The organism is Streptomyces sp. NPDC048002, from assembly GCF_040653275.1.
Lineage (GTDB): Bacteria > Actinomycetota > Actinomycetes > Streptomycetales > Streptomycetaceae > Streptomyces.
The window spans coordinates 54029-78703 of sequence record NZ_JBEZNL010000034.1 but is presented as its reverse complement, the minus strand read 5'-3'; the positions used below and the strand labels follow the sequence as shown (position 1 = coordinate 78703).

General features: G+C 72.5%; 20 protein-coding genes, 2 pseudogenes and 1 riboswitch. Of the genes and pseudogenes, 7 read left to right on the top strand and 15 right to left on the bottom strand.

What is annotated here, in order from left to right:
- Nucleotides 1-126 precede the first annotated feature (126 nt).
- The 3 genes from AB0E07_RS30700 to AB0E07_RS30690 all read left to right on the top strand — a co-directional run bounded on the left by AB0E07_RS30700 (nucleotide 127) and on the right by AB0E07_RS30690 (nucleotide 2541).
- The gene (locus AB0E07_RS30700) at nucleotides 127-729 is read left to right on the top strand and encodes an RNA polymerase sigma factor (RefSeq protein ID WP_362259451.1); all 603 of its coding nucleotides are present in this window, start codon (nucleotides 127-129) and stop codon (nucleotides 727-729) included.
- Nucleotides 722-1642 carry a hypothetical protein gene (locus tag AB0E07_RS30695; protein WP_362259448.1) on the top strand — a complete coding sequence of 307 codons (921 nt, stop codon included), beginning with the start codon at nucleotides 722-724 and terminating at the stop codon, nucleotides 1640-1642. The genes AB0E07_RS30700 and AB0E07_RS30695 overlap by 8 nt, the downstream gene beginning before the upstream one ends.
- A gap of 170 nt (nucleotides 1643-1812) precedes the next feature.
- Nucleotides 1813-2541 (top strand): hypothetical protein, encoded by a 729-nt coding sequence (locus AB0E07_RS30690; RefSeq protein WP_362259445.1) that lies wholly within the window; start codon nucleotides 1813-1815, stop codon nucleotides 2539-2541.
- A 51-nt stretch (nucleotides 2542-2592) separates the two neighbouring features.
- Here the strand turns inward: AB0E07_RS30690 and AB0E07_RS30685 are convergent, their stop codons facing one another.
- A complete protein-coding gene (locus AB0E07_RS30685; RefSeq protein ID WP_362259442.1) occupies nucleotides 2593-4041 on the bottom strand; it encodes a glycine hydroxymethyltransferase in 1449 nt (482 codons plus the stop codon).
- A gap of 33 nt (nucleotides 4042-4074) precedes the next feature.
- Nucleotides 4075-4164: riboswitch (ZMP/ZTP riboswitch) on the bottom strand.
- A gap of 102 nt (nucleotides 4165-4266) precedes the next feature.
- Between AB0E07_RS30685 and rocD the strand changes: the two genes are divergently transcribed.
- Nucleotides 4267-5472: an ornithine--oxo-acid transaminase gene (gene rocD, locus AB0E07_RS30680; protein WP_362259439.1), complete on the top strand. Its 1206-nt coding sequence runs from the start codon at nucleotides 4267-4269 to the stop codon at nucleotides 5470-5472.
- Nucleotides 5473-5497: 25 nt separating this feature from the next.
- Here rocD and AB0E07_RS30675 read toward each other — a convergent pair.
- Nucleotides 5498-5590 (bottom strand): annotated as a pseudogene (locus tag AB0E07_RS30675) (PLP-dependent aminotransferase family protein); the annotation flags it as partial.
- On the opposite strand from AB0E07_RS30675, the pseudogene AB0E07_RS30670 reads away from it, so the two are divergent.
- Nucleotides 5591-5701, top strand: a pseudogene (locus AB0E07_RS30670) (isocitrate lyase/phosphoenolpyruvate mutase family protein); the annotation flags it as partial. It lies immediately after the preceding pseudogene.
- 143 nt (nucleotides 5702-5844) lie between these two features.
- Here AB0E07_RS30670 and AB0E07_RS30665 read toward each other — a convergent pair.
- The 5 genes from AB0E07_RS30665 to AB0E07_RS30645 are packed head-to-tail and all read right to left on the bottom strand — an operon-like array spanning nucleotide 5845 to nucleotide 13094.
- Nucleotides 5845-6801, bottom strand: a complete 957-nt coding sequence (locus tag AB0E07_RS30665; RefSeq protein WP_362259436.1) for an ABC transporter substrate-binding protein — start codon at nucleotides 6799-6801, stop codon at nucleotides 5845-5847.
- Nucleotides 6802-6842: 41 nt separating this feature from the next.
- Entirely contained in the window at nucleotides 6843-8849 is a 2007-nt protein-coding gene (locus tag AB0E07_RS30660) for an ABC transporter permease subunit (RefSeq protein WP_362259433.1), read from the bottom strand.
- Between the two features lie 49 nt (nucleotides 8850-8898).
- Nucleotides 8899-10008, bottom strand: a complete 1110-nt coding sequence (locus AB0E07_RS30655; protein ID WP_362259430.1) for a glycine betaine/L-proline ABC transporter ATP-binding protein — start codon at nucleotides 10006-10008, stop codon at nucleotides 8899-8901.
- Nucleotides 10005-11558 (bottom strand): GMC oxidoreductase, encoded by a 1554-nt coding sequence (locus tag AB0E07_RS30650; RefSeq protein ID WP_362259426.1) that lies wholly within the window; start codon nucleotides 11556-11558, stop codon nucleotides 10005-10007. The genes AB0E07_RS30655 and AB0E07_RS30650 overlap by 4 nt, the downstream gene beginning before the upstream one ends.
- A gap of 36 nt (nucleotides 11559-11594) precedes the next feature.
- Nucleotides 11595-13094 carry an aldehyde dehydrogenase family protein gene (locus AB0E07_RS30645; protein ID WP_362259423.1) on the bottom strand — a complete coding sequence of 500 codons (1500 nt, stop codon included), beginning with the start codon at nucleotides 13092-13094 and terminating at the stop codon, nucleotides 11595-11597.
- Between the two features lie 195 nt (nucleotides 13095-13289).
- On the opposite strand from AB0E07_RS30645, the gene AB0E07_RS30640 reads away from it, so the two are divergent.
- The gene (locus AB0E07_RS30640; protein WP_362259420.1) at nucleotides 13290-14036 is read left to right on the top strand and encodes a hypothetical protein; all 747 of its coding nucleotides are present in this window, start codon (nucleotides 13290-13292) and stop codon (nucleotides 14034-14036) included.
- A gap of 30 nt (nucleotides 14037-14066) precedes the next feature.
- On the opposite strand, the gene AB0E07_RS30635 is transcribed toward AB0E07_RS30640, so the two are convergent.
- From AB0E07_RS30635 to AB0E07_RS30610, 6 genes are all read right to left on the bottom strand, one after another.
- Complete coding sequence (locus AB0E07_RS30635) at nucleotides 14067-15245, bottom strand: FAD-dependent oxidoreductase (protein WP_362259418.1); 1179 nt, start codon at nucleotides 15243-15245, stop codon at nucleotides 14067-14069.
- Between the two features lie 149 nt (nucleotides 15246-15394).
- Nucleotides 15395-16330: a hypothetical protein gene (locus tag AB0E07_RS30630; protein WP_362259415.1), complete on the bottom strand. Its 936-nt coding sequence runs from the start codon at nucleotides 16328-16330 to the stop codon at nucleotides 15395-15397.
- Nucleotides 16331-16492: 162 nt separating this feature from the next.
- Nucleotides 16493-17482, bottom strand: coding sequence for a malate dehydrogenase (locus AB0E07_RS30625; protein WP_362259412.1), 990 nt, complete (start codon nucleotides 17480-17482; stop codon nucleotides 16493-16495).
- Between the two features lie 579 nt (nucleotides 17483-18061).
- Nucleotides 18062-19276: a DUF2690 domain-containing protein gene (locus tag AB0E07_RS30620; RefSeq protein WP_362259408.1), complete on the bottom strand. Its 1215-nt coding sequence runs from the start codon at nucleotides 19274-19276 to the stop codon at nucleotides 18062-18064.
- 585 nt (nucleotides 19277-19861) lie between these two features.
- Complete coding sequence (locus tag AB0E07_RS30615; protein ID WP_362259486.1) at nucleotides 19862-20302, bottom strand: DUF3017 domain-containing protein; 441 nt, start codon at nucleotides 20300-20302, stop codon at nucleotides 19862-19864.
- Nucleotides 20303-20351: 49 nt separating this feature from the next.
- Nucleotides 20352-21206 carry a bifunctional methylenetetrahydrofolate dehydrogenase/methenyltetrahydrofolate cyclohydrolase gene (locus AB0E07_RS30610; RefSeq protein WP_362259405.1) on the bottom strand — a complete coding sequence of 285 codons (855 nt, stop codon included), beginning with the start codon at nucleotides 21204-21206 and terminating at the stop codon, nucleotides 20352-20354.
- A 264-nt stretch (nucleotides 21207-21470) separates the two neighbouring features.
- On the opposite strand from AB0E07_RS30610, the gene AB0E07_RS30605 reads away from it, so the two are divergent.
- Nucleotides 21471-22073 (top strand): hypothetical protein, encoded by a 603-nt coding sequence (locus AB0E07_RS30605; protein ID WP_362259402.1) that lies wholly within the window; start codon nucleotides 21471-21473, stop codon nucleotides 22071-22073.
- Nucleotides 22074-22287: 214 nt separating this feature from the next.
- Here the strand turns inward: AB0E07_RS30605 and purH are convergent, their stop codons facing one another.
- Together purH and purN are read right to left on the bottom strand one after the other, a co-directional pair.
- Nucleotides 22288-23850 carry a bifunctional phosphoribosylaminoimidazolecarboxamide formyltransferase/IMP cyclohydrolase gene (purH, locus tag AB0E07_RS30600; protein ID WP_362259399.1) on the bottom strand — a complete coding sequence of 521 codons (1563 nt, stop codon included), beginning with the start codon at nucleotides 23848-23850 and terminating at the stop codon, nucleotides 22288-22290.
- Nucleotides 23847-24464 carry a phosphoribosylglycinamide formyltransferase gene (purN, locus tag AB0E07_RS30595; protein ID WP_362259396.1) on the bottom strand — a complete coding sequence of 206 codons (618 nt, stop codon included), beginning with the start codon at nucleotides 24462-24464 and terminating at the stop codon, nucleotides 23847-23849. The genes purH and purN overlap by 4 nt, the downstream gene beginning before the upstream one ends.
- Nucleotides 24465-24675: the final 211 nt, after the last annotated feature.

The following is a 24675-nucleotide window of genomic DNA, read 5'->3' as shown; positions in this document are numbered from 1 at the left end:
CATTCTCTCAGGCTCGCGGGGCGATCCGGTACCGGCGGGGAGCCGGTGGGAATCCGGCGGGAATCCGGGGCGAAATCGGGGGGCCGCAGGTGGGAACCGATCCGTCTTGGGCGGTGTAACAAGGGTGTGAGGACGCGGGAGGGGGGCCGCATCGTCGATGAGGCCGCGGTGATCGCCCGGGTGCGCGCCGGAGAGCCGGAGGCGTACGCGGAGCTGGTGCGTGCCCATACGGGCATCGCACTGCGGGCGGCCGCGGCGCTCGGGGCCGGTGCGGACGCGGAGGACGTGGTGCAGCAGGCCTTCGTCAAGGCGTACTGCGCGCTGGGGCGGTTCCGGGACGGCTCGGCGTTCCGGCCGTGGCTGCTGTCGATCGTCGCCAATGAGACGAGGAACACAGTGCGGTCAGCGGCCCGGCAGCGCACGCTCGCGGGCCGGGAGGCCGCCTTCGCGGAGGCCGAGCCGCTGATACCGGAGTCGGCCGACCCGGCGGTGGCGACGCTGCGGACGGAGCGCCGGGCTGCGCTGCTCTCCGCCCTGGAGCTGCTGAGCGAGGACCACCGCCTGGTCGTCACCTACCGCTATCTGCTGGAGATGGACGAACCGGAGACGGCCCAGGCGCTGGGCTGGCCCCGGGGGACCGTGAAGTCCCGTCTCAGCCGCGCGCTGCGCAGGCTCGGCGGGCTGCTGCCGGATTTCGAACCCGGGGAAGGGGGTGAACGGCATGAGTGAAGAGCGCGACACCCCCGACGGTGATGGCGGTGGCAGCGAGCGTGGGAGTGGCGACGGCTCCGGGCTGCCCAGGGAGCTGCGGTCGCTCGGGCGGTCCCTGGACCGGTCGGGCCCGGACCACGCCGAGACGATGGCCGAGCGGGTGCTCCAGCAGATACTCGCCGAGGGCCTCCCGGTTCCCGTGGCCACGCCCCCGGCGGGCGGTGAGCGACTGCTACGGGCCCGTGCGTGGGCGCGCGCGCGACGGCGGGCGCTGACCGCGGCCCTGTGCGGTCTGCTCGCCGTGCTCGTGCTCACTCCCCCGGTGCGGGCGGTGGTCCTGGACTGGTTCGGCTTCGGCGGGGTCGAGGTGCGCTACGACCCGTCGGCGCGTCCGTCCGCGAGCGCCGAGGTACCCCGGTGCGACCGCGCGGGGTCGGTGTCGCCAGAGCGGGCGGCACGTCTGGCGGGGTTCGAGCCGGTGGCGCCGGCGGCGCTCGGCGCTCCGGACGCGGTGACGGTGACGGCGGAGCCGCAGGGGCGGTTCCTGGTGAGCCTGTGCTGGGAGGAGGACGGCCGGGCGATACGGCTGGACGAGTTCCGGGCACGGCTGGACGTCGGCTTCACCAAGACCGTGCGGGAGCAGCCGGAGTGGGTCTTCCTGGATTCCGGCGGCCCCGGGGGCGGCGGTCAGGATGATCCGGCCCTGTGGTTCGCGCGGCCGCATCTGCTGAGTTTCTGGCTGGTGGACGCGGGGGGCTCCCCGTTCACCCGCGAGGAGCGGACCGCCGGACCGACGCTGCTGTGGACCCACGACGAGGGCCGGGCGGACGAGGACGCCCTGACGCTGCGGCTGGAAGGGGTGACGTCGAAGGCCCGGGCGGTGGAGATCGCGCAGGCGCTTCGGCAGGACGCCGAACGGGCCGCCGATTAGAGCCGCCGGGACAGGAACCCCGACGGGCCGGGCGGTGTACCAGAAGTGACACGCGGCTCGGGGACGGGCCGCTCGGCGATCGGCTTCTGGGGGTTCGGATGCGTGGGCGAAGGATCGGCTCGGGGAACGTGCCGCGGCGGCCGGCGGGGGCACTGGCGGGGGCGTCGGCGGTGACGCTGGGACTGTTGTGGTGGGCCGCGGCACCCGCCGCGGCCGGGGGACCGACGAGCGCCTTCCTGGGCTCGCCGGAGACCGGGGAGGCGGCGGGGCTGTACTCCTCGGACCGTGAGTACGAACGGCTGGACTCCCTGCTGAGTGCGGGTCGGCCCGGTACTCCGCCGAAGGGTGCGGCGGCCGACCGGAGCGTCACCGTCACCTGGCTCGCCCATGACGTCTCCCCCTGGAGGATCGACCGGATCTTCCCGGTGACCGAGGGCGGCGACGTCTGGTTGTACCGGTCGGCCGAGGTCGCCGATCCGGCGGACGGCGGCTGGCATCGCGTCCCGGATCCCGGCCCACTGCGCACCCTGCTGACCGAGGTGGGGGTGCTGGACGGGCCCGAGGACGCCGAGGACCTCACGGACTTCCCGCTCCGGGAGGTGTACGCGGGGGCGGACACCGCGGAGGAGGACACGGCGGCGGGATCCGCGGAGCCCCCGGCCGCGGCGGAGCCCGTGCCACCGGGCGCGTCGGGGTCGGAGGCGAGGTCGGGGGTCGGCGGGGGCACCGACTGGTGGTGGGCGCTGCCGGGCGCGGCGGCCGGCGGGGTGCTGGCCCTGGTGCTGCGGCCCTTCGCCGCGCGGCTGCCACGGGGCGCCGGGGCGATACGCGGCGCGGCGGCCCGCCCGGGTGGGGGGCCGCCGCGTGAGGAGCCGCGCGGGCGGCTCATCGATCTGTGAGCGTCACTGTTCCTTGACAACTCCACAGGGTGTGGCCGATCGGGGTGTCGCTCAGCCGAGGTCGATCTCCGGGTAGAGCGGGAACCCGGCCACCAGGTCGGTCGCCCGGTGGGAGATCTCGTCGGCGACCTTCGCGTCGAGGACGTGGGCGGCCTTGGAGGGGGCGCCGGACTTGGTGGTGCCGGGCTCGGTGGTGGTCAGGACCCGGTCGATGAGGCCGGCGACCTCGTCCATCTCGGCGCCGCCCAGCCCGCGCGTGGTCAGGGCGGGGGTGCCGATGCGGATGCCGGAGGTGTACCAGGCTCCGTTGGGGTCGGCGGGGATCGCGTTGCGGTTGGTGACGATGCCGGACTCCAGGAGGGCGGCTTCGGCCTGGCGGCCGGTGAGTCCGTAGGAGGTGGCCACGTCGATCAGGTTGAGGTGGTTGTCCGTGCCGCCCGTGACCAGGGTCGCGCCCCGGCGCATCAGGCCCTCGGCGAGGGCCCGGGAGTTGTCGACGATGCGCTGGGCGTAGTCCTGGAAGGACGGCTGGCGGGCCTCGGCGAGGGCGACGGCCTTGGCGGCCATGACATGGGCCTGCGGGCCGCCGAGGACCATCGGGCAGCCGCGGTCGACCTGGTCCTTGAGGGAGTCGTCGCACAGGACCATGCCGCCGCGCGGGCCGCGCAGCGACTTGTGGGTCGTGGTGGTGACGATCTGGGCGTGCGGGACCGGGTCGAAGTCGCCGGTGAGGATCTTGCCGGCGACCAGGCCCGCGAAGTGCGCCATGTCGACCATCAGGGTCGCGCCGACCTCGTCGGCGATCTCCCGCATGATCCGGAAGTTCACCAGCCGGGGGTAGGCGGAGTAGCCGGCGACGATGATCAGCGGCTTGAACTCGCGGGCGGAGGCGCGCAGGGCCTCGTAGTCCAGGAGCCCGGTCGCGGTGTCCGTGCCGTAGGAGCGCTGGTCGAACATCTTGCCGCTGATGTTCGGGCGGAAGCCGTGGGTGAGGTGGCCTCCGGCGTCCAGGGACATGCCGAGCATCCGCTGGTTGCCGAAGGCGTGGCGCAGTTCGGCCCAGTCGGCGTCGGAGAGGTCGTTGACCTGGCGGACGCCCGTCTTCTCCAGGAAGGGGGCCTCCACGCGGTCGGCGAGGACCGCCCAGAAGGCGACGAGGTTGGCGTCGATGCCGGAGTGCGGCTGGACGTAGGCGTGCCGGGCGCCGAACAGCTCCTTGGCGTGTTCGGCGGCGAGCGACTCGACGGTGTCGACGTTGCGGCAGCCGGCGTAGAACCGGCGGCCGATGGTGCCCTCGGCGTACTTGTCGCTGAACCAGTTGCCCATCGCCAGCAGGGTGGCCGGGGAGGCGTAGTTCTCGGAGGCGATCAGCTTGAGCATCTCGCGCTGGTCGTGCACCTCCTGGCCGATGGCGTCGGCGACCCGCGGCTCCACGGCGCGGATCACGTCGAGGGCGGCGCGGAAGGCGGTGGATTCCTGGGAAGGGTGCTGCTCGGACAAGGCGGCCTCCGGACGGTGTGGGGTCAGCGTTCACGGTTCGGCCCAGGCGCACGGCACACAGTCACGACCGAGCCGCTCCCCGATGGTTTGTCCCATCCCAGCGCGCCAGTCACGGCCCGTCGGCCAGCCTACCGGGCGCGTCGCGGGGCGCAGGTCACGCGTCCACGATCCGAGCGACGATGGGAAGGTGGTCCCGTTTGTCGTCCGGTGACTCCTGGAGGTCCCGTGAGTACTACGGAAGCCCTCATCGCCGCGGCCGAGGCGCACGGCGCGCGCAACTACGCGCCACTGCCGGTGGTCGTCGCCTCCGCCGACGGGGCGTGGATGACGGATGTGGAGGGCCGCCGGTATCTGGATCTGCTGGCCGGCTACTCGGCGCTCAACTTCGGGCACCGCAACCGGCGGATCATCGAGGCGGCGAAGGCGCAGCTGGACCGCGTGACACTGACGTCGCGGGCGTTCCACCACGACCGGTACGCGGCGTTCTGCGAGCAGCTCGCCGCGTTGTGCGGCATGGAGACGGTGCTGCCGATGAACACGGGCGCGGAGGCGGTGGAGACCGCGGTGAAGACGGCCCGGAAGTGGGGCTACCGGGTCAAGGGCGTGCCCGCGGAGATGGCGAAGATCGTGGTGGCGGGGAACAACTTCCACGGCCGCACGACGACCCTGATCAGCTTCTCCACGGACCCCGAGGCGCGGGCGGACTTCGGCCCCTACACGCCGGGGTTCGAGATCGTGCCGTACGGGGATCCGACGGCGATGCGGTCGGCGCTGAGCGAGAACACGGTGGCGGTGCTGCTGGAGCCGATCCAGGGCGAGGCGGGCGTCCTGGTGCCGCCGGCCGGCTATCTGGCCGGGGTGCGGGAGCTGACGCGGGAGCGGAACGTGCTGTTCGTGGCGGACGAGATCCAGTCGGGGCTCGGCCGGACGGGACGGACCTTCGCGTGCGAGCACGAGGGGGTGGTGCCGGACATGTACGTGCTCGGGAAGGCGCTCGGGGGCGGGGTGGTGCCGGTGTCGGCGGTGGTGTCCTCGGCCGAGGTGCTGGGGGTGTTCCGGCCCGGGGAGCACGGTTCGACGTTCGGGGGGAATCCGCTGGCGTGCGCGGTGGCGCTGGAGGTGATCGCGATGCTGCGGACGGGCGAGTTCCAGGAGCGCTCCGCCGAGTTGGGCGCGCATCTGCACCGCGAACTGGCCGCGCTGGCCGGTACCGGGCGGGTCACGGCGGTGCGGGGGCGCGGTCTGTGGGCCGGTGTCGACATCGCGCCTCGGTACGGCACGGGGCGTGAGGTGTCGGAGCGGCTGATGGACCGGGGTGTGCTGGTGAAGGACACGCACGGCGCCACGATCCGGATCGCGCCGCCGCTGGTGATCGGCAGGGAGGACCTGGACTGGGGGCTCGCCCAGCTCGCCGCGGTGCTGGAGGACTGAGGAGCGGGCGGGGCGGGGTTCCCGCTCACGGCGGCACCCTGCACAGGGCTTCGAGGGCCCCCGCCCAGGCGTGGTCGGGCGGGGTTCCGTAGCCGACGACCAGTGCGTCGAGGGGGTCGGCGCGGGCCCCTCCCCCACCGAGCTGGTGGAGCTGGGGGCCACGCGCGTCACCTTCGGGCCGACGTTGCAGCGCCGCGCGACGGAGGGGATCGCCCGTCTGCTCGGCTGACCGTCGGGGGCGGGGCCTCGGGACGTCACCCGGTGCGCCTGCGACGGCGAGGGGGCCCTCGTCCACCGCACGCGGTGGGCACGGGCCCCCTCGCACCACGGGGCGCAAGACCGCCCCGCGGTGGATCGCCGTGGTGGCGGCGCCTACTTCGGCAGCCATGCCTTCCAGACGTCCTCGTTGGCCTTCGCCCACTGTTCGGCGGCCTTCTCCGAGCTCATCTTCTTGTCCGCGATGAGGGCGGCGACCTCGTTCTGCTGCTCGTTGGTCCACGAGAAGTTCTTGAGGAACGCGGCGGCTTCCTCGTTGTTCTCGGCGAAGTCGGCACTGAGGTACTTCTGGAGCGGGGTCTCGGCGTAACCGCAGGCCGTCTTCTCCGGGTCCGCGTCACACCCCTCCTCGTACGCGGGCAGCTTCACCTCGACGAGGTCGAGCTGGGAGTTGAGCCACTGCGGCGTCCACCAGTAGCTGATGAACGGCTTCTTGGCCTTGTAGCTCTCCTTGATCTGGGTGATCTGCGCGGCCTCGGAGCCCGCGTAGACCGTCTTGAGGTCCAGGTCGAGGTTCTTGATGATCGCGTCGTCGTTGGTGGTGTACGACGGCGAGCCTTCGAGGAGCTGGCCCTTGTCGCCGCTCTCCGCGGTCTTGAACAGGCTCGCGTACTTGTTGAGGTTCTTGTAGTCGGTGATGTCCGGGTGCTCGTCGACGAGGTACTTCGGCACGAACCAGCCGATGTGGCCGGTGACCCCGAGGTCGCCGCCCTCGACGACGGACTTCTTGTCCTCGACGTACAGCTTGACCTTGTCCGGGGCGCCGCCCCAGTCCTCCAGCAGGGCGTCGGCCTTGCCGCTGTTGAGCGCGTCGAACGCGACGGCCTCGTCGAGCTGGGTGAGCTTGACCTCCGTGTCCAGCTCGTTCTCCAGGATGTACTTGGCGACGGCCGCGTTGGCCTCGGCCCCGACCCAGGACGGGACGGCGATGGTCACCGTGCCGGAGCTGCCGGAGGACTCGGTCTTGGCGGCGCCGCAGGCGCTCAGGCCGGTGACGCCGAGGGCGACAGCGGTGGCGGTGGCGGCGCGCAGGAGGTGCTTTCTGTTCTTCATGGGACCGTCTTTCTCAGTGCGGACAGGGTGGGGTCAGTGGGTTACTGCTTGGCCGGGCGCTGGGTCGTGCGGTCCAGGACCAGGCCGAGGAGCACGATGGCGACACCCGCGCTCAGGCCGACGCCGAGCTGGCTCTTCTGGAGACCGAAGACGACGTCGTAGCCGAGCGCGCCGGAGCCGACGAAGCCGCCGACGATGACCATGGCCAGCACCAGCACCACGCCCTGGTTGAGGGCGAGCATCAGCGCGGGCCGGGCCAGCGGCACCTGCACCTGGCGGATCTGTTGGAAGGTGCTCGCGCCCATGGAGCGCGCGGCCTCCAGGGCGGCGGAGTCGACCTGGCGCAGGCCCTGGGTGGTGATCCGGACGACGGCGGGCAGCGCGTAGAGCACGGCCGCGGCGACGGCGGCGGCACGGCCCACGTTGAACAGCGCCACCACCGGGATCAGGTAGATGAACTGCGGCAGGGTCTGCATGGTGTCGAGGACGGGGCGCAGGACGCGTTCCACCAGCGGCACCCGGGCGGCCAGCACTCCGATGGCGAAGCCGAGCACCAGCGTGACGGCGACGCCGGCGATCGCCTGCGACAGGGTGTCCAGGGAGTGGTCCCACACGTCGATCACACCGACGGCGGCCATCGCCAGGCCGGCCGTGCACATCGCGCCCCAGCCCCCGGCGAGCAGGGCCAGGCCAGCGGCGAGCAGGACCAGCAGCCACCAGGGGGTGGCGGTCAGGACGTCCCGCATCGGGTTGAGCAGGCCGGTGGTGAAGGTGTCCGCCCAGGTGCGGGTGCCGCCCAGGACGGGCACTCCCTCGGCGAGGTGGCCGGTGAACCAGTCGACGGCCTCGTTGACGGGCCGGGCGATCTCCACCCGCCAGGCCTCGGGCCACTCGGCGACGAACACCAGCCAGCCGGCCGCGCCCAGCACGGCGCCGGTACCGGCCGTCAGGGCCCAGGCCCGCGGGCCGTGCAGCCAGGAGGAGGCGGACTCCCCGGCGCTCTCGCCCATCCGCTCACCGGCGACGGCGGTCGTGCGGTCCAGCCAGACGGCGAGCAGCACGATCGGGATGCCCGCGGCGAGCGCCGCGCCGACATCCACCGTGGACAGCGCGCGGAACACCTCCTCGCCGAGGCCGCCTGCGCCGATCACCGACGCGATGGTGACCATCGACAGTGCCATCATGATCGTCTGGTTGAGGCCGAGCAGGATCTCCTTGCGGGCCAGGGGCAGCCGCGCGGTCAGCAGGCGCTGCACCGGGCTGCTGCCCAGTGACGCGGCGGCCTCCATCACCCCCGGGTCGGCGCCGCGCAGGCCGAGGGCGGTGAGCCGGGCCATCGGCGGGGCCGCGTAGATGATCGTGGCGATCAGCGCGGACGGCACTCCGATGTCGAAGAGCAGCACCAGCGGCAGCAGGTAGGCGAACGCGGGCATGATCTGCATCGTGTCCAGGACCGGCCGCAGGATCCGCCCGAAGCGGTCCGACAGACCTGCGCCCAGGCCCAGCACCGCGCCGATCAGGGCGGAGACGACGACGGCGACCGACATCAGGGCCAGGGTCTCCATCGTCGCTTCCCACATGCCCAGCAGACCGGAGACCGCGAAGGCGGCGAGGGTCACACCGGCGAGCCCCAGCCCGCGCCTGTCGCGCAGCCCGCCGATGCGCCAGGACAGCAGCACGGCGACGGCGATCACCGGGAACCAGCCGACGCTCTGGAGCAGGTCGTCGACCCAGGCGACCGAGTCGTCGGCCCAGTTGCTCAGGTGCAGCAGGAAGTAGAGGAACACCGGGTTGGTGTCGCGGTTCTGCACGACCCAGGTGTAGGCGTCGTCCAGGGGTGTCTTGATGTCGACGGTCAGTTCGGACGGCCAGGATCCGCTGCCCCACAGCACGATGGCGAGGGGGACCAGGACGAGCGCGGCGGCCAGCAGCGGCAGCATGCGGCGCACCAGGGGGCGGGTCAGCGGCGAGGTGCGCTCGACGGAGGCGGTGTCCTCGGCCGGGTCGACGGGGGCCGGCTGCTTGGCGGGGGTGACGACGGCACTCATGCGGTCCACCCCCGGGTATGGCCGGTGGCGCGGCGGCTGGGGCGGCCTCTCACGCGGCCACCTCCTCGCGGTCCAGGCCGGCGACGACCCGCAGCAGCGCGGCGTGGTCCACGGTGCCCAGGCAGCGGCCGTCCCGCGTCACACAGGCCGCCCTGCCGGTGCGGGCGACGAGGTCGATGGCGTCGACGACGACCGTGTCGGGGGTGAGGGCGCCGGGGTGCTCGGGGCCGCCGCAGTCGCCGGGGCGCATGGCGGTGCGGACGGTCATCACCTGCTCGCGCGGCACGTCGCGAACGAAGTCGCGGACGTAGTCGTCCGCGGGCGAGCCGACGATCTCCTCGGGTGTGCCGAGCTGCACGACCTCGCCGTCCCGCATCAGGGCGATGCGGTCGCCGACGCGGAGCGCCTCGCTCAGGTCGTGGGTGATGAAGACCATGGTGCGGCCCTCTTCGCGGTGCAGGCGGATGACCTCCTCCTGCATGTCGCGCCGGATCAGCGGGTCGAGGGCGCTGAACGGCTCGTCGAAGAGCAGCACCTCGGGGTCGGAGGCGAGCGCGCGGGCCAGGCCGACGCGCTGCTGCTGGCCTCCGGAGAGCTGGCCGGGGCGTCGGTTCTCCAGGCCGACGAGGCCCACCTTGGCGACCATCTCCGCGGCCCGTTCGCGCCGCTGGGCCCTGGGCATGCCCTGGATCTCCAGGCCGTAGGCGACGTTGTCGAGGACGGAGCGGTGGGGCAGCAGGCCGAAGTGCTGGAACACCATCGCGGCGCGGTGCCGGCGCAGCTCGCGCAGCCGGTTCTTGTCCATGGCGAGGACGTCCTCGCCGTCGATCTCCAGCGTGCCGGAGGTCGGCTCGATGAGCCGGGTCAGACACCGCACGAGGGTGGACTTGCCGGAGCCGGACAGGCCCATGACGACGAAGACCTCGCCCTTGCGCACGTCGAAGGAGACGTCGCGGACGGCGGCGGTGCAGCCGGTGGCGGCACGCAGCTCGGACTGGGACAGGCCCGCGAACTCCGGGTCGCCGGGGACCCGGTCGGCCTTGGGGCCGAAGACCTTCCACAGGTGGCGCACGCCGAAGACGGGCGGTGTCCCGGCCTGGTCCACGGGGTCGTCGGCCTGGGTGGGGTCGGGTTCGTGAGGAGTGGGTATGCCGCTCATCGGGCGTTGTTCCCTTCACTGGTGTCGGCCAGTAGCTCGGCCGCCTTCTCGCCGACCATCAGGACGCCGATCATCGGGTTGACCGCGGGCAGGGTGGGGAAGACGGACGCGTCGACGACGCGCAGTCCCTCCAGGCCGCGTACCTTCAACTCGGGGTCCACAACGGCCAGTTCATCGTCGGCGGCACCCATCCGGCAGGTTCCGGCCGGGTGGTAGACGGTGTGGTGCGCCTTGCGCAGCACTTCACTGAGCTGCGCGTCGTCGGTGACATCGGGGCCGGGGAATACCTCCCGCCTGAGCCAGCTCGCGAACGGCTCGGTGCGGGCGATGTTCCGGGCGATCTTCACGCCGTCGACGAGGGTGCGCGCGTCGTAGCCGTCCTCGTCGGTGAAGTAGCGGAAGTCCAGGGCCGGCTTGGCCTCGGGGTCGGCGCTGGTCAGGTAGACCCGGCCACGGGCACGGGACTTGGGGATGTTGGGCGTCATCGACACACCGTGCTCGGGGCGTTCGTAACCCAGCCGCTCGGGGTTGTCGGTGAAGGGGATCTGGTAGAAGTGGAACATCAGGTCGGGCAGGTCCTGCCCGTCGTCCCGGCGTACGAACAGCGCGGCGTCGGAGTCCATCGCGGAGTTCTCCGGCAGCGGCCGCTCCGTCTCCCAGACGATGACCGACTCGGGGTGGTCCTGGAGGTTCTCCCCCACGCCCGGCAGGTCGTGCACGACGGGGATGCCGAGGGCTTCGAGGTCCTCGCGCGGGCCGACACCGGACAGCATCAGCAGGCGCGGCGAGTCGATGGCCCCCGCACAGACCACGACCTCGTGGCGGGCGGTGATCAGCTGCTCGGTGCCGTCGGCGGTACGGACGCGGACACCGGTGGCGCGCTGTCCGTCCAGCTCCAGCCGGTACGCCCAGGTCTCCAGCAGCAGCGTCAGGTTCGGGCGGTCGCCGGTCTCCAGGTGGGGGTGGAGGTAGGCGACGGAGGCCGAGGAGCGCTTGTTGTCCTCCGGGTGGTAGGCCAGGTCGAGGAAGCCGACGCCCTCGTGGAAGGGCTTGTCGTTGAAGCCGAACACCTCGGGGACGCCGGTGGCCGCCTTGGTGGCCTCGATCCAGTCCTTGGCTATGGCGTTCTGGTCCTTGTCGGCCACCCGCACGATGTTGTTGCGCAGCCGCGCGTAGTACGCCTCCATCTGCACGGCGCCCCAGCCGGTGGCACCGGCCGCCTCCCACTCGTCCCAGTCGGCGGGCAGCGGCTTGAAGGAGATCAGGGTGTTGTGCGACGAGCATCCGCCGAGCACCCGGGCGCGGCTGTGCAGGATGTGCGAGTTGCCGTGGGGCTGCTCGACGGTCGTGTACTCGTAGTCGAGGTCTCCGCCGAGCAGGCCCATCCAGCGGCGCAGGGTGAGGACGTCCTCGCGGTCGATGTCGGTGGGGCCGCCCTCGATGACGGCGACGGTGACGTCCGGGTTCTCGGTCAGGCGGGAGGCGATGACGGAGCCCGCTGTGCCGCCGCCGATGACGACGTAGTCGTAGACAGGTGTGTTCTCGGGCATGGGGGTGGTACTCCAGAGGTCGGGGGAGGGACGGGCTCAGCCGGCGAACCAGCGGACGGGCTTCGGCGCGAGGTTCTGGTAGACGTGCTTGGTCTCGCGGTACTCGGCGAGTCCGGCGGGTCCCAGTTCGCGGCCGGTGCCGCTCCGGCCGAAGCCGCCCCACTCCGCCTGCGGGAGGTAGGGGTGGAAGTCGTTGATCCAGACGGTGCCGTGGCGCAGCCGCCCGGCCACGCGCCGGGCGCGGCCCGCGTCGGCGGTCCAGACGGCGCCGGCGAGCCCGTACTCGGTGTCGTTGGCGAGCGCGACGGCCTCGTCCTCGGTACGGAAGGTCTCCACGGTGAGGACCGGGCCGAACACCTCCTCGCGTACGACGCGCATCCCGCGATGGCAGGCGTCCAGCACGGTCGGCTCGTAGAAGAAGCCGGCGCCGAGGCCCTCCGGGCGCTTGCCGCCGGTGCGCAGGACGGCGCCCTCCTCCAGCGCGGAGGCGACGTACGCCTCGGTCTTCGCCCGCTGCTCGGCGGAGACGAGGGGGCCGCACTCGACACCGTCGTCGGTGCCGCGGCCGAGGCGGATCCGGGCGGCGCGGCGGGCGAGTTCGGTGACGAAGCGGTCCCGGACCGACTCCTCCACGATCAGGCGGCCGCCGGCCGAGCAGACCTGGCCGCTGTGGATGAAGGCCGCGTTGAGGGCCTGGTCCACGGCGGTGTCGAAGCCCTCGTCGGTGGCGCAGGCGTCGGCGAAGACGACGTTGGGGTTCTTGCCGCCGAGTTCGAGGGCGACCTTCTTCACCGAAGGGGCCGCCGCCTGGGCGACCTTGACGCCGCTGACCAGGCCGCCGGTGAAGGAGACGAGGTCGACGTCGGGGTGCTCGGCGAGCCGGGCGCCGACCGAACCGCCGGGCCCGGTCACGATGTTGGCGACGCCGGCGGGCAGGCCGGCCTCGGCCAGCAGGCCGATCAGCGCGACGGTCGTCAGCGGGGTGATCTCGCTGGGCTTGACGACAAAGGTGTTGCCCGCGGCGAGTGCGGGGGCGATCTTCCAACTGGCCTGGAGGAGGGGGTAGTTCCAGGGCGTGATCAGGGCGCAGACGCCGACCGGCTCGTGCACGACGACGCTGTGGACGTCGGGCGACCCGGCGTCCACGACCCGGCCCGGGGCCTCGGCGGCGACCAGGTCGGCGAAGTAGCGGAAGGCGTCGGCGACGCAGTCGATGTCGACGCGGCCCTCCTCCAGGGTCTTGCCCGCGTCCCGGCTCTCCAGCAGGCCGAGTTCCTCGCGGTCGCGGACCAAGAGGTCGGCGACGCGGCGCAGGAGCGCGGCGCGTTCGGCGACGGGGGTGCGCGGCCAGTCGCCGTCGCGGAACGCGCGCCGGGCGGCCTCCACCGCGAGGTCGGTGTCCTTCTCGTCGCCCTCGGCGACCACGGCGAAGGGCCGGGCGTCCGCCGGGTCGAGGATGTCGCGGGTGGCGCCGGAGAGCGCGTCCCGCCACTCGCCGTCGACGTGGATCGTCCGTCGTTGCTGCTGCCTTGCCATGATCGGTATTGCCTTCCGTTCCTGTTCAGTGCCCCTGAGTCACACGGGCGGCGTCTCCGGGGACCGGCTGCGCCTGCCCGGAGGCGCCGCCCGCATGCGCATTACGGCGCCGAATGTGGGCCACGTCACTGAACATGCGGACAAATAGGGCGAACCGTACGCTGTGTGGGTGACGCGCACCACGGAGGTGACGGCATGGCCGCAAGGGCGCTGGTCCCGGTCGCGCTGGGCGCGGCCCTGCTGCTGGCCCCGGCCCTCCCGGTGGCCGCCGCGGAGGACCCCACCGCGCGGGAGCTGGCCGACGAGGCGGAGCGGAACCTCCGGGACGCGGAGTCGGTGCGTCTGAGGCTGACGGACCGCAGCGAGGGCACCGAGACCAGTACGACGCAGCCGACCTCGATGGACCTGGCCCTGGACCGGTCCGGCAACTGCGCCGGGACGATGGAGATGGGCTCGGACGGCGGCAGCGTCGAGATCGTCAAGCGGGGCGACGAGGTGTGGCTGAAGCCGGACACCGCGTTCTGGAAGGCGCAGGTGCCGGGAGACCAGGGCGACGCGGTGGCCGAGCTGTTCGACGGCCGCTACATCCACGGCTCCACGGACGACGCGCTGCTCAAGGGCATGGCCGACACCTGCGACCTGCGCAACTTCCAGCGGGAGGCCGACTCCTCCCCCGGGTCGGCGTCGCTGCGGAAGGGGGAGGAGACCACCCGGGACGGCACGGAGGTCGTCCCGCTCACCGGCGAGGTGGACGGCGCGCGGACCACGCTCTACGTCACGGCCGACTCGCCGCACCTGCTGGTCGAGGCGACCCAGCGCGACCAGGACACCGATGTCCGGCTGAGGTTCTCCGAGTACGACGAGCCGGTGCCGACCCGGACCCCGTCGGCGGACGACTCGGTGGACGTCGGCAGGCTCCAGGAGGAGCTGCAGAGCGTGTAGGGCGTGTTGTGAAAGTCCCGCCGGGGTGCCTCACACCGCGGGCCTGCGGGTGGCCCGGCCGCCCTTGGACACGACGGTCGTGACGTTGACGTACCTGCTCAGGCGGTAGGTCTTGAGCGGGCTTCCGCTGACCAGCTCCTTGTACAGCACGGCGGCGCGGCCGGTGAGGCACGTACGGCGCGGGGTGAAGTCGGCCCGGGTGAACTGGATGACGGCGTCCCGGCGGCCGAGGCTGACCGGCTGGTGGTAGTAGCCGAAGCGGAACGGCCTGACGGACTTCGACCAGAGCAGGCGTGTGACGGTGTCTGCGGTGTACTGGGCGGTGGGCAGCCCGCTCTGGCAGGAGCCGTGCAGCCGCCCCCAGGCCAGACGGACCGCCGCCGCGTCGCCGACCGCGTGGATCTCGGGGTGGGAGACGGACCGCAGCGTGCCGTCGACGACGATCAGGCCGCGCTCGTCGGTGGCGATCCCGGCGTCGGACGCGAGGGCGGGCACCTTGACGCCGGTGGTCCACAGGCAGGCGTCGCCCGGGACGAGCCGCCCGTCGGCGAGTTCGACGGCGTCGGTGAGCACCTTGGTGACGCGGGCGCCGGTCTCGATGGCGATGCCGAGCCGCTCCAGCGCGCGCCGGAGGTGGGCACGGGCGCTGGGGCCCATCATGGCGCCGGGCTCGTCCGGGCTGATCAGCGTGACCCGCACCGCGGGGTGGGCCTCCGCGATCTCGGTGGCCGCCTCGATGCCGGTGAGGCCGGCGCCGCACACGGTCACCGTGCCGCCGGCCGCGGCGACCTCGGTGAGCCGGGCGGCGAACCGGGCCGCGATCCCGACGCCGTTGAGGGTGAAGGCATGGACGTCGGCGCCGGGGACCCCGCCGGTGTCGGTCGAGCTGCCGAGCGCGTAGACGAGGGTGTCGTAGCCGAGTGTCATGGTCCCGTCGACGGTGACGGTCCGGCTCTCGGGGTCGATGGCGGTGGCGGCGCCCTCGACGAACCGCACACCGGTTCCGGCGAGCAGTTCGGGGATGCGGTGCTCGGGGAAGGTCTGCCCGGCGGCGATCTGATGCATCCGCAGCCGCTCCACGAACCGGCTCGACGGGTTGACCAGGGTGATCCGCACGCCGGTCCGACGGGTGCGGTGAGCCAGCCGGACCGCGGTGAACATACCGGTGTAGCCGGCCCCGAGAACGACGATGCGGTGTCCCTCGGTCATCTCTGTCTCCCCTGCTCGGTACCGGCTTCGGCGCCGGTGACAGGCATGGGACAAGCGGCCCGGCCCGGATGTGACCGGCCCCCAATGCGACCCCGGTCACATCCGCCGGGGGTGGGGTGCGGGACGCCGCGGGACACGGCCGCCGCCCGTCATCCGCACTCGGTGTCCGCGGGACAGAAGGAGGTCAGCGCCTCGTCGAGGGGCGCGCGGACCGATTCGGGGGCGAGTTCCTCCGGTCCGGCGGCGCGGATCGCGTACGGCGTGCCGTCCGCGGCGCGGAAACGGTGGTCGACGACCAGGCTTGGGCCCTTGTCCTCGTCGTCGTAGCGGTAGGTGAGTTCCACGAAGCCGGGGCCCGAGTCCCGGGCGAGGGCCCGGTAGCCGGTGCGGCTCTCGAAGCCGTACCCGGGGTCGGTCTCGGCCCGCGCCAGTGACTCCTCGACGCTCGCCTCCGTGATCCGGAAGATCTGGAGCCGGCGGCCGTCGTCGGGGGCGTCGTAGAACACCACCGGGGCGGCCTCCCCCGCCGTCTGACGGCGGATCCAGCCCTCGGGGACGAACAGGGTGTAGCCGACGGGGTCAGCGGCGCGGCGGTAGCCGGGAGGCGCTTCCGCCCGCGCGGAGGGTGAGCCCTGCGGGGAAGGCGAGTCCTGCGGGGAAGGCGCGCCCGCCTCGGAGGGTGAGTCCTGGGCGGAGGGTGAACTCCGCGGCGACGGACCGGTGGTGACGGTGGCGTCGGTGGCCGGGGCGGCGCCGGCTCTGCCCCCTCCGCCGCCGTCGTCCCGGAGCAGGGCCCACACCCCCGCGCCCAGGCCCGCGCCGAGCACGACGGCGGCCAGCAGCGCCAGCAGCACCGGCCGGGGACGCGAGGTGCGCGGCGGCGACGGAGACGGAGGTGTCGGGACGTACGGCGGAGACGGAGGCGGCGGCGGAGGTGGCGACGGAGGTGTCGGGACGTACGGTGGCGGCGTGCCGTGCACCTGCGTCTCGGCCGTCGACCAGGGCGGCACGACCTCGTCCGGCTGCCGTCCGGACCAGGGTGCCCGCCCCTGCTCCTCGCTCGGTCCGTGTCCCCATCCGCTCATCGCGAAGCCCCCGAATCGCCCCTCGCCCCGGATCGCCGTACCGGGTACCGCTTTTCAGACGGTAGCGGCAGAACGGGCCACAGGCCCCGTTCCGGCGGAAACCGGATCGGGGCCTGTGCGGTGGTGCGGTGGTGCGGTGAATGACGTGCTGCGGGGTCCGGCTCAGATGAGGCCGAGGGCGCGGACCGCGTCGCGCTCCTCCGCGAGCTCCTGGACGGAGGCGTCGATACGGGCGCGGGAGAACTCGTTGATCTCCAGGCCCTGGACGATCTCGTACTTGCCGTCCTTGGTGGTGACGGGGAAGGAGGAGATCAGGCCCTCCGGCACGCCGTAGGAACCGTCGGACGGGATGCCCATGGAGACCCAGTCGCCGTCGGCGGTGCCGTTGACCCAGGTGTGGACGTGGTCGATCGCGGCGTTGGCGGCGGAGGCGGCCGACGAGGCGCCACGGGCCTCGATGATGGCCGCGCCGCGCTTGGCGACGGTCGGGATGAAGTCCTCGGCCAGCCACTTCTCGTCGTTGACGACCTCGGCGGCGTTCTTGCCGGCGATGGTGGCGTGGAAGATGTCCGGGTACTGGGTGGCGGAGTGGTTGCCCCAGATGGTGAGCCGCTGGATGTCGGCGACCGTGGAGCCGGTCTTCTTCGCGAGCTGGGTCAGCGCGCGGTTGTGGTCCAGACGGGTCATCGCGGTGAAGCGCTCGGCCGGTACGTCCGGGGCGGCGGCCTGGGCGATCAGGGCGTTGGTGTTGGCCGGGTTGCCGACGACGAGGACCTTGATGTCGTCCGCGGCGTGGTCGTTGATGGCCTTGCCCTGCGGCTTGAAGATGCCGCCGTTGGCCTCCAGGAGGTCGCCGCGCTCCATGCCCTTGGTGCGCGGGCGGGCGCCCACGAGGAGGGCGACGTTGGCGCCGTCGAAGGCCACGTTCGGGTCGTCGCTGATCTCGATGCCCTGGAGCAGCGGGAACGCGCAGTCGTCCAGCTCCATGGCCGTGCCCTCGGCGGCCTTCAGTGCCGGGGTGATCTCCAGCAGACGCAGCTTGACCGGCACGTCCGCGCCGAGCAGCTGGCCGGAGGCGATGCGGAAGAGCAGGGCGTAACCGATCTGGCCGGCCGCGCCGGTGACGGTGACGTTCACGGGAGTGCGGGTCATGGCGTTCTCCGTAGACAGCAGGCGGTGGGGCGTCCCTGCCCCTGGGGTACGGGATCCCGTCCGCCCCGGTGGGTCACCGGTGCCAGCCGCGATGATCGATCACGGATACGTTTGATCGATCTCTTGGCGTCAAGAGAGATCCAGCGGTCAGGCTATCGCGCATCCGGGATCCGGGACGTCCGGGTCGGTGTGGCCCACCCCACAGACCATCCCACAGACCCCGGAAAAGGGGCGGCCGCCCGGTCCGGTGAGGGGGGCTGGGCGGCCTCACCGGGGGTACCGGGCAGCCGGATCCCGTGGGGGGTGATGAGCGCGTGCCCGTGTTGCGGACGACTATTCCTGCGGCCGCCGAGTTCGTTCCTCCGGCGCCCCGCGAAAGCGACCGCACAACCCAGGCCGTCCGTCGGCCGACGGACGGCCGGGCGACGGGTGGCCGGGCGACGGGTGGCCGGGCGACGGGTGGCCGGGCGACGGGCAGTCGGGCGGTCGGGAGACGGGCGGTCGGGCGGTCGGGAGACCCGATGGATCGCCCCGCCGCCCCTGCCCCTGCCCTTCGCCTCCGCGCCCGCCCCGCGCCCCCTACTGCGTGCAGCCCTCCTCGCCCGCCGCCAGCGTGACGCAGGCCGTCGCGTCGCCGGCGTCCTTCACCGCCACCATCGGGGTGTACGCGATGGTGTCGCCGGTGACCGTGATGGTGCCCGTCTGCTCGGTCTTGCCGACCGTCACCCGGACCTGGTCGCCCTCGGCCCCCTGCGTGATGCGGCCCCAGGCCGCGCCGCAGGTCTCGCTGTAGCGGACCTCGACCACCGTCGTGCCCACGGTCGCGGTCTGCGCGGTGGTCACCAGGTCGCCGCTGCAGCCCATGCTCTCGGCGTCCTTGCCCGTGCACGAGGCGCCGCTGCACTCGACGCCGGGCGGCAGGTCAGCCTCGGTCGTGACCGTCGGAGACGGCGACTTCGTACCGCCCTCGTTCTCCTTGGTGCCGCCGGTGCCCGTGAGGTAGAGGGCCAGGGCCACCACGACGAGTACGCCCACGACGCCCGCGAGGAACATCGTCAGCCGCCGCTTGCCCCTGCTCTCGCCCGCCGGTCCGCCGTTCCCGCCCTCGCCCGAGGGGCCGGAGGGCCCGCCGTACGAAGGAGCGGGCGCGGACGGAGGCATGGACCCGGCGGCCGGGCTCGGCGCGGCCGCCCTCCCGCCCGCCCGCGAGGGCCCCTGGTAGCCCGCCAGGCCCCAGGAGTTGGCGCCCGAGGACGCCGCAGCCCCGTCCCGGGCCTCCTCGGCCGCGTCCCGGACGGCGCCGGCGTCCCGGCCCCCCTCGGGTGCGGACGTGCCCGTGTGCGGCGGCACCGTCGGCGCGACGCCCGCCGGACCCGCCACGCCGGGCGTGGCCGTGGCGCTGCCGCTGCGGCGGGCCGTCCGGCCGCCGCCCTTGGCGTTCGCCGGAGGCGCGCCGAACTCCCCGAGCGCTGCGCGCGCCTGGGAGATCCGTATCGCCTCCATCGTCATGTCGTGGCGCATCTCCGAGCGGCTCCAGGCCCGCTCGGCCAGCTCCCACATCGTCGTGAGGTGGATCGGATTGGTCCCGGTGACCTCCGCCAGCGCGACGATCGCGCCTTTGGGCGCGAGCAGCCGGCCGTTCAGATACCGCTCCCAGGACGTCTTGCTGTAGCCCGTGCGGTCGGACACGGCCGCCACACTCAGACCACTGCGGTCCACGAGCCGGCGCAACTGGCTCGCGAACTCCCTGACTTGCGGATCCAGTTCGTCCGGCAAGTCCTTCCAACGAGGCATCGCTTCCCCCCTCTTCCCCCGGTCCGTGCTGTTCGTTCCCCCGCGCATGGGCCCTCTGCCGAGTCCCGGTGTGGCTACCCACAGGGATGCGCCCGGCCAGGATCTCAGTTCCCGGGGTGGGGGCGCACGGGAGCGTTGGAGGCCGCGGGCATGCACCGTCGCACGCCCACCGGGCCGGGGTCCAGTCTTCCACCGACCCTTCCCCCTCGGCCGCTCTCCCCCTGGTGAACCCACCCGACAGCCGTTCGAGACGTCCCGGACCGTCCCGATTGGACACGCTAGCCCGACTGTCGAACGACTTCGCTCCAAATCCGCAAACTTGTCAGCACATCGCCACACAGGACGCACATATGCCGTCACAGAGAGCACACAGAGATGCGGGTGCCCGGGAGGTCCTCGGCCGGTTCCGCAGGACGCCACGCTGTGGCAGGCCACGGACACCGTGGCGGAACGGTCACCGCTCTGCCACAGCACCCGGACAGCCGTTGTCCGGGCCCTTCACCGCACGGGAGGGTGGACGCACGGCGGCGGCCCGTCCTTGCTCGGGGGAGAGGACGGGCCGCCGTCGTGGTCGCGCGGGGTGGTTCAGTTGCTGACCGTGAAGTGCAGGGTGTCCTTGAGGAAGGGGATCTCCAGCAGCGGGTCCGGCTGCACCATCAGCGCCAGCAGCACGATGGCCGAGCCCAGCGCCCCGTACGTGACGATGTCCGTGAAGCGGGAGCGGACGGCGAGCATGCCGACGTCCGGCAGCAGCCAGCGCAGCGCCCCGCCGGCCAGCAGGGCCACGCCGATCAGCAGCGTGCCCAGGCGGAAGTTGTCCAGGGCCGTCAGCAGCAGGCCGAGCGCGACCAGCGCCAGGACCAGCAGGATCGGCCACTGACGGGCCGGGGCCGGGGCGTCGCCCGGGGCCGCCCGGCCACCGCCCTCGGGGCGTGCCGTGTCCCGCGTGAACAGCGGGAAACGGCGGGTGGTCCGGCGCGGCCTGCCCTCGGCGTCGGGGGCGCTGACCGGGTCCGTGACCTCGATCTCGTCCTCCTGCCCCGGGGCCTGCTCCCGGGACGCGGCGCCCGGCCGCTCAGCCGACACTGCGCTCCGCCGCCTCGACCACGTTGACCAGCAGCTGGGCCCGGGTCATCGGGCCGACGCCGCCGGGGTTGGGGGAGATGAATCCGGCCACCTCGCGGACGTCCGGGTGGACATCGCCGACGATCTTGCCCTCGGCGCTGCGGGAGACACCGACGTCGAGGACGGCGGCGCCCGGCTTGACGTCCTCGGCGCGGATCAGATGGGCGGAACCGGCCGCGGCGACGATGATGTCGGCACGCTTGAGGTGCGCCGACAGGTCGCGGGTGCCGGTGTGGCACTGGGTCACGGTGGCGTTCTCGCTGCGCCGGGTGAGCAGCAGCGGCATCGGACGGCCGATGGTGACACCGCGGCCGACGACCACGACCTCGGCGCCCTTGATCTCCACGCCGTAGCGGCGCAGCAGGGTCAGGACGCCGTTGGGGGTACAGGGCAGCGGGGCCGGCTCGTTCAGGACGAGACGGCCGAGGTTCATCGGGTGCAGGCCGTCGGCGTCCTTGGCCGGGTCCATGAGTTCCAGGATGCGGTTCTCGTCGATGCCCCTGGGCAGCGGCAGCTGGACGATGTAACCGGTGCAGGCGGGGTCCTCGTTCAGCTCCCGTACGACCGCCTCGATCTCCTCCTGGGTGGCGGTGGCGGGCAGTTCGCGCTGGATGGAGGCGATGCCGACCTCCGCGCAGTCGCGGTGCTTGCCCGCGACGTACTTCTGGCTGCCGGGGTCCTCCCCGACCAGGATGGTGCCGAGGCCGGGCGTGACGCCCTTCTCCTTCAGCGCCGCCACGCGGGCGGTCAGATCGGACTTGATCGCGGCTGCGGTGGCCTTGCCATCGAGAATCTGGGCGGTCATGACCCCATCCTCGCGGATGACGGGGTCCTGGTTCCAATCCGGGTCCCCGGCGGGCTGTCCCACCCTGTCCGCACATGATCAGCGATGTTGCACTTGCACAACACATAGGGATTGCGGCTGGACAACGAACCAGCCACTGAAGAACGATTGTCGACACAGTGCCGCGGACAGTACCGGGGGGACGAACCGCATCTGTTGAACCTTCCTCCGACACCGTGCCGCTCGTCGTCCCCTGCACCCTTGGTCCCACGGAGGAAGATCGCCATGAGTTTCGGCGAACCGAACAGCCCCTACGGCCCCCCGCCCCACCAGCAGCCCCAGGCCCCCGGCTACGGCTACCCGAACCAGGCCCCGCCCGGAATGCCGCCGCAGGGGTACGGCGCCTACCCGTCGGCCCCTCCGATGCAGCAGGGCTACGGCTATCCGCCGGCCGGTCCCGCCCAGATGCCCGGCATCACGCGTGCCGCCCAGATCATGCTCGGCATCATCGTGCTGGCCCACGCGGTCATCGCGGGTCTGTACGTCTACACGCTGTCGGTGTGGGACGAGACGATCGCCGAGGCCGGCCTCAGCAGCGACTCCCAGGCCCAGGAACTCGCCGACCTCGGCAAGGGCATCATCGTCTTCCTGCTCGGCCTCGCCGCGGTCTTCGCGCTGCTCGGTCTGGCGCTGGTGTTCCAGTACGCGAAGGGCGGCAACGGCGTCCGGGTCTGCTCGATCGTCTACGGCTCCTTCGCGATCATCACCGGCATCTTCATGATCGCCGCGTGGGGCATCGGTCTGCTGATCATCGCCGTGGCGATCCTGCTGATCGTCTTCGCTGCGAAGCGGACCACCGCGGAGTGGTTCAACCGCCCGCGCTTCTGAACCCCGCGCCGGTGCGGCCGCATTGATCCGCGCCCGGGAACACGGCCCCCGCGCCTCCTCCGGGAGGGGACGGGGGCCGTCCGCTCTGTCGCCCCCCTCCTGAACCGGAGGCCGGCGGTCCGAGGGGCGGTGAGCCTTGCGTAGGCGCGGCGAAGCCGTCGGGGCGGCCCCGGAAGGCCGCCCCGACGGTCGTCGCGCTGTTCGGTCAGTTCGATCAGTGGAAGAAGTGGCGCGTACCGGTGAAGTACATCGTCACGCCCGCCTTCTCGGCGGCCTCCACGACCTGCTCGTCGCGGACCGAGCCGCCCGGCTGGACCACGGCCTTCACGCCGGCCGCGGTGAGGATCTCCAGGCCGTCGGGGAAGGGGAAGAACGCGTCGGAGGCGGCGTAGGAGCCCTGGGCGCGCTCGGTGCCCGCGCGCTCGACCGCGAGCTTCGCGGAGTCGACGCGGTTGACCTGGCCCATGCCGACGCCCACCGAGGCGCCGTCCTTGGCGAGCAGGATGGCGTTGGACTTCACCGCGCGGCAGGCCCGCCAGGCGAAGGCCAGCTCGGCGAGTTCGGCGGCGGACAGCGCCTCGCCGGTCGCGAGGGTCCAGTTCGCCGGGTCGTCGCCGTCGGCCTGGAGGCGGTCGGTCACCTGGAGCAGCGCGCCGCCGTCGATGGCCTTGACCTCGACCGGGTCGGCCGGGGCGTCGGGACAGCGCAGGACGCGGATGTTCTTCTTCTTGGTGAGGGCCTCCAGGGCCCCCTCCTCGTAGTCCGGCGCCACGATGACCTCGGTGAAGATCTCCGCGACCTGCTCGGCCATCTCCTTCGACACCGGACGGTTGACGGCGATCACGCCGCCGAAGGCCGACAGCGGGTCACAGGCGTGCGCCTTGCGGTGCGCCTCGGCGACGTCCGCGCCCACCGCGATACCGCACGGGTTGGCGTGCTTGATGATCGCGACGGCCGGCTCGTCGTGGTCGTACGCGGCACGGCGGGCGGCGTCCGTGTCCGTGTAGTTGTTGTACGACATCTCCTTGCCGTGCAGCTGCTCGGCCTCGGCCAGACCGCCGGACTCGGAGGTGTACAGCGCGGCCGGCTGGTGCGGGTTCTCGCCGTAGCGCAGGGTGTTCTTGCGCTCCCAGGTCGCGCCGAGGAAGTCGGGGAACCGGGACTCGTCGACGGGCGCGTACTCCGAGGCGAACCAGCTCGCCACGGCCACGTCGTAGGCGGCCGTGTGCTGGAACGCCTCCGCCGCGAGCCGCTTGCGGGTGACCAGGTCGAACCCGCCGTCCTGGACGGCGCCGAGCACGTCGGCGTACCGCTCGGGGCTGGTGACGACCGCCACGGACGGGTGGTTCTTGGCGGCGGCGCGGACCATCGAGGGGCCGCCGATGTCGATCTGCTCCACGCACTCGTCGGGGGTGGCGCCGGAGGCGACGGTCTCGCGGAACGGGTAGAGGTTGACCACGACCAGGTCGAACGGCTCGACGCCCAGCTCGGCCAGCTGCCGCTGGTGGTCCTCCAGGCGCAGGTCCGCGAGGATGCCCGCGTGGACCCTCGGGTGCAGCGTCTTGACGCGGCCGTCCAGGCACTCGGGGAAGCCGGTGAGCTCCTCGACCTTGGTGACGGGGACGCCGGCGGCGGCGATGCGGGAGGCGGTGGAGCCGGTGGAGACGAGGGCCACGCCCGCCTCGTGCAGGCCGCGCGCGAGCTCCTCCAGCCCGGTCTTGTCGTAGACGCTGACGAGCGCCCGGCGAATCGGCCGCTTGTTGCTCTCGGCGGTCACTGGATAACTACCTTTCGTCCCTCAATGCGATAGCCGTTGCGGGCGAGCCGCCCCACGACCTCGACGAGCAGCCTGCGCTCGACTTCCTTGATGCGCTCGTGCAGAGCGCTCTCGTCGTCCTCGTCCCGGACCTCGACCACGCCCTGAGCGATGATCGGACCGGTGTCGACGCCGTCGTCGACGAAGTGGACGGTGCAGCCGGTGACCTTGGCGCCGTACGCGAGCGCGTCACGGACGCCGTGGGCCCCGGGAAAACTGGGCAGCAGGGCGGGGTGCGTGTTGACGCACCGGCCGCCGAAGCGTGCGAGGAACTCCTTGCCGACGATCTTCATGAACCCGGCGGAGACGACCAGGTCGGGCTCGTGGGCGGCGACGGCCTCGGCGAGCGCCGCGTCCCACGCCTCCCGGCCGTCGAAGTCCTTGACCCTGCACACGAAGGTCGGGATCCCGGCGCGCTCGGCGCGGGCCAGCCCCTCGATCCCCTCGCGGTCGGCGCCCACGGCCACGATCTCGGCGCCGTAGGCCCCGACGCCGGTGTCGGCGATGGCGTCGAGCAGCGCCTGGAGGTTGGTGCCGGATCCGGAGACCAGCACGACAAGGCGCTTGGCAGCCACAGCGGGGGCCTTTCTCGGGGGTACGTCGTACGGTGGCCGGCTTCCGACGCCGCTTGTGCGTTCGCACGAATGCTTCGGGCTCCCGGATACGGGGAAGCCTACGAAGCGGCCGACCGTCAGCAACGATACCGGCACACCGGGCAGCCCCCACGGGACGGGGGCGTGGCCGGAAGGTAGCGTCTGGGAGGGGCCCGGTCGGGAACGCCGTTCG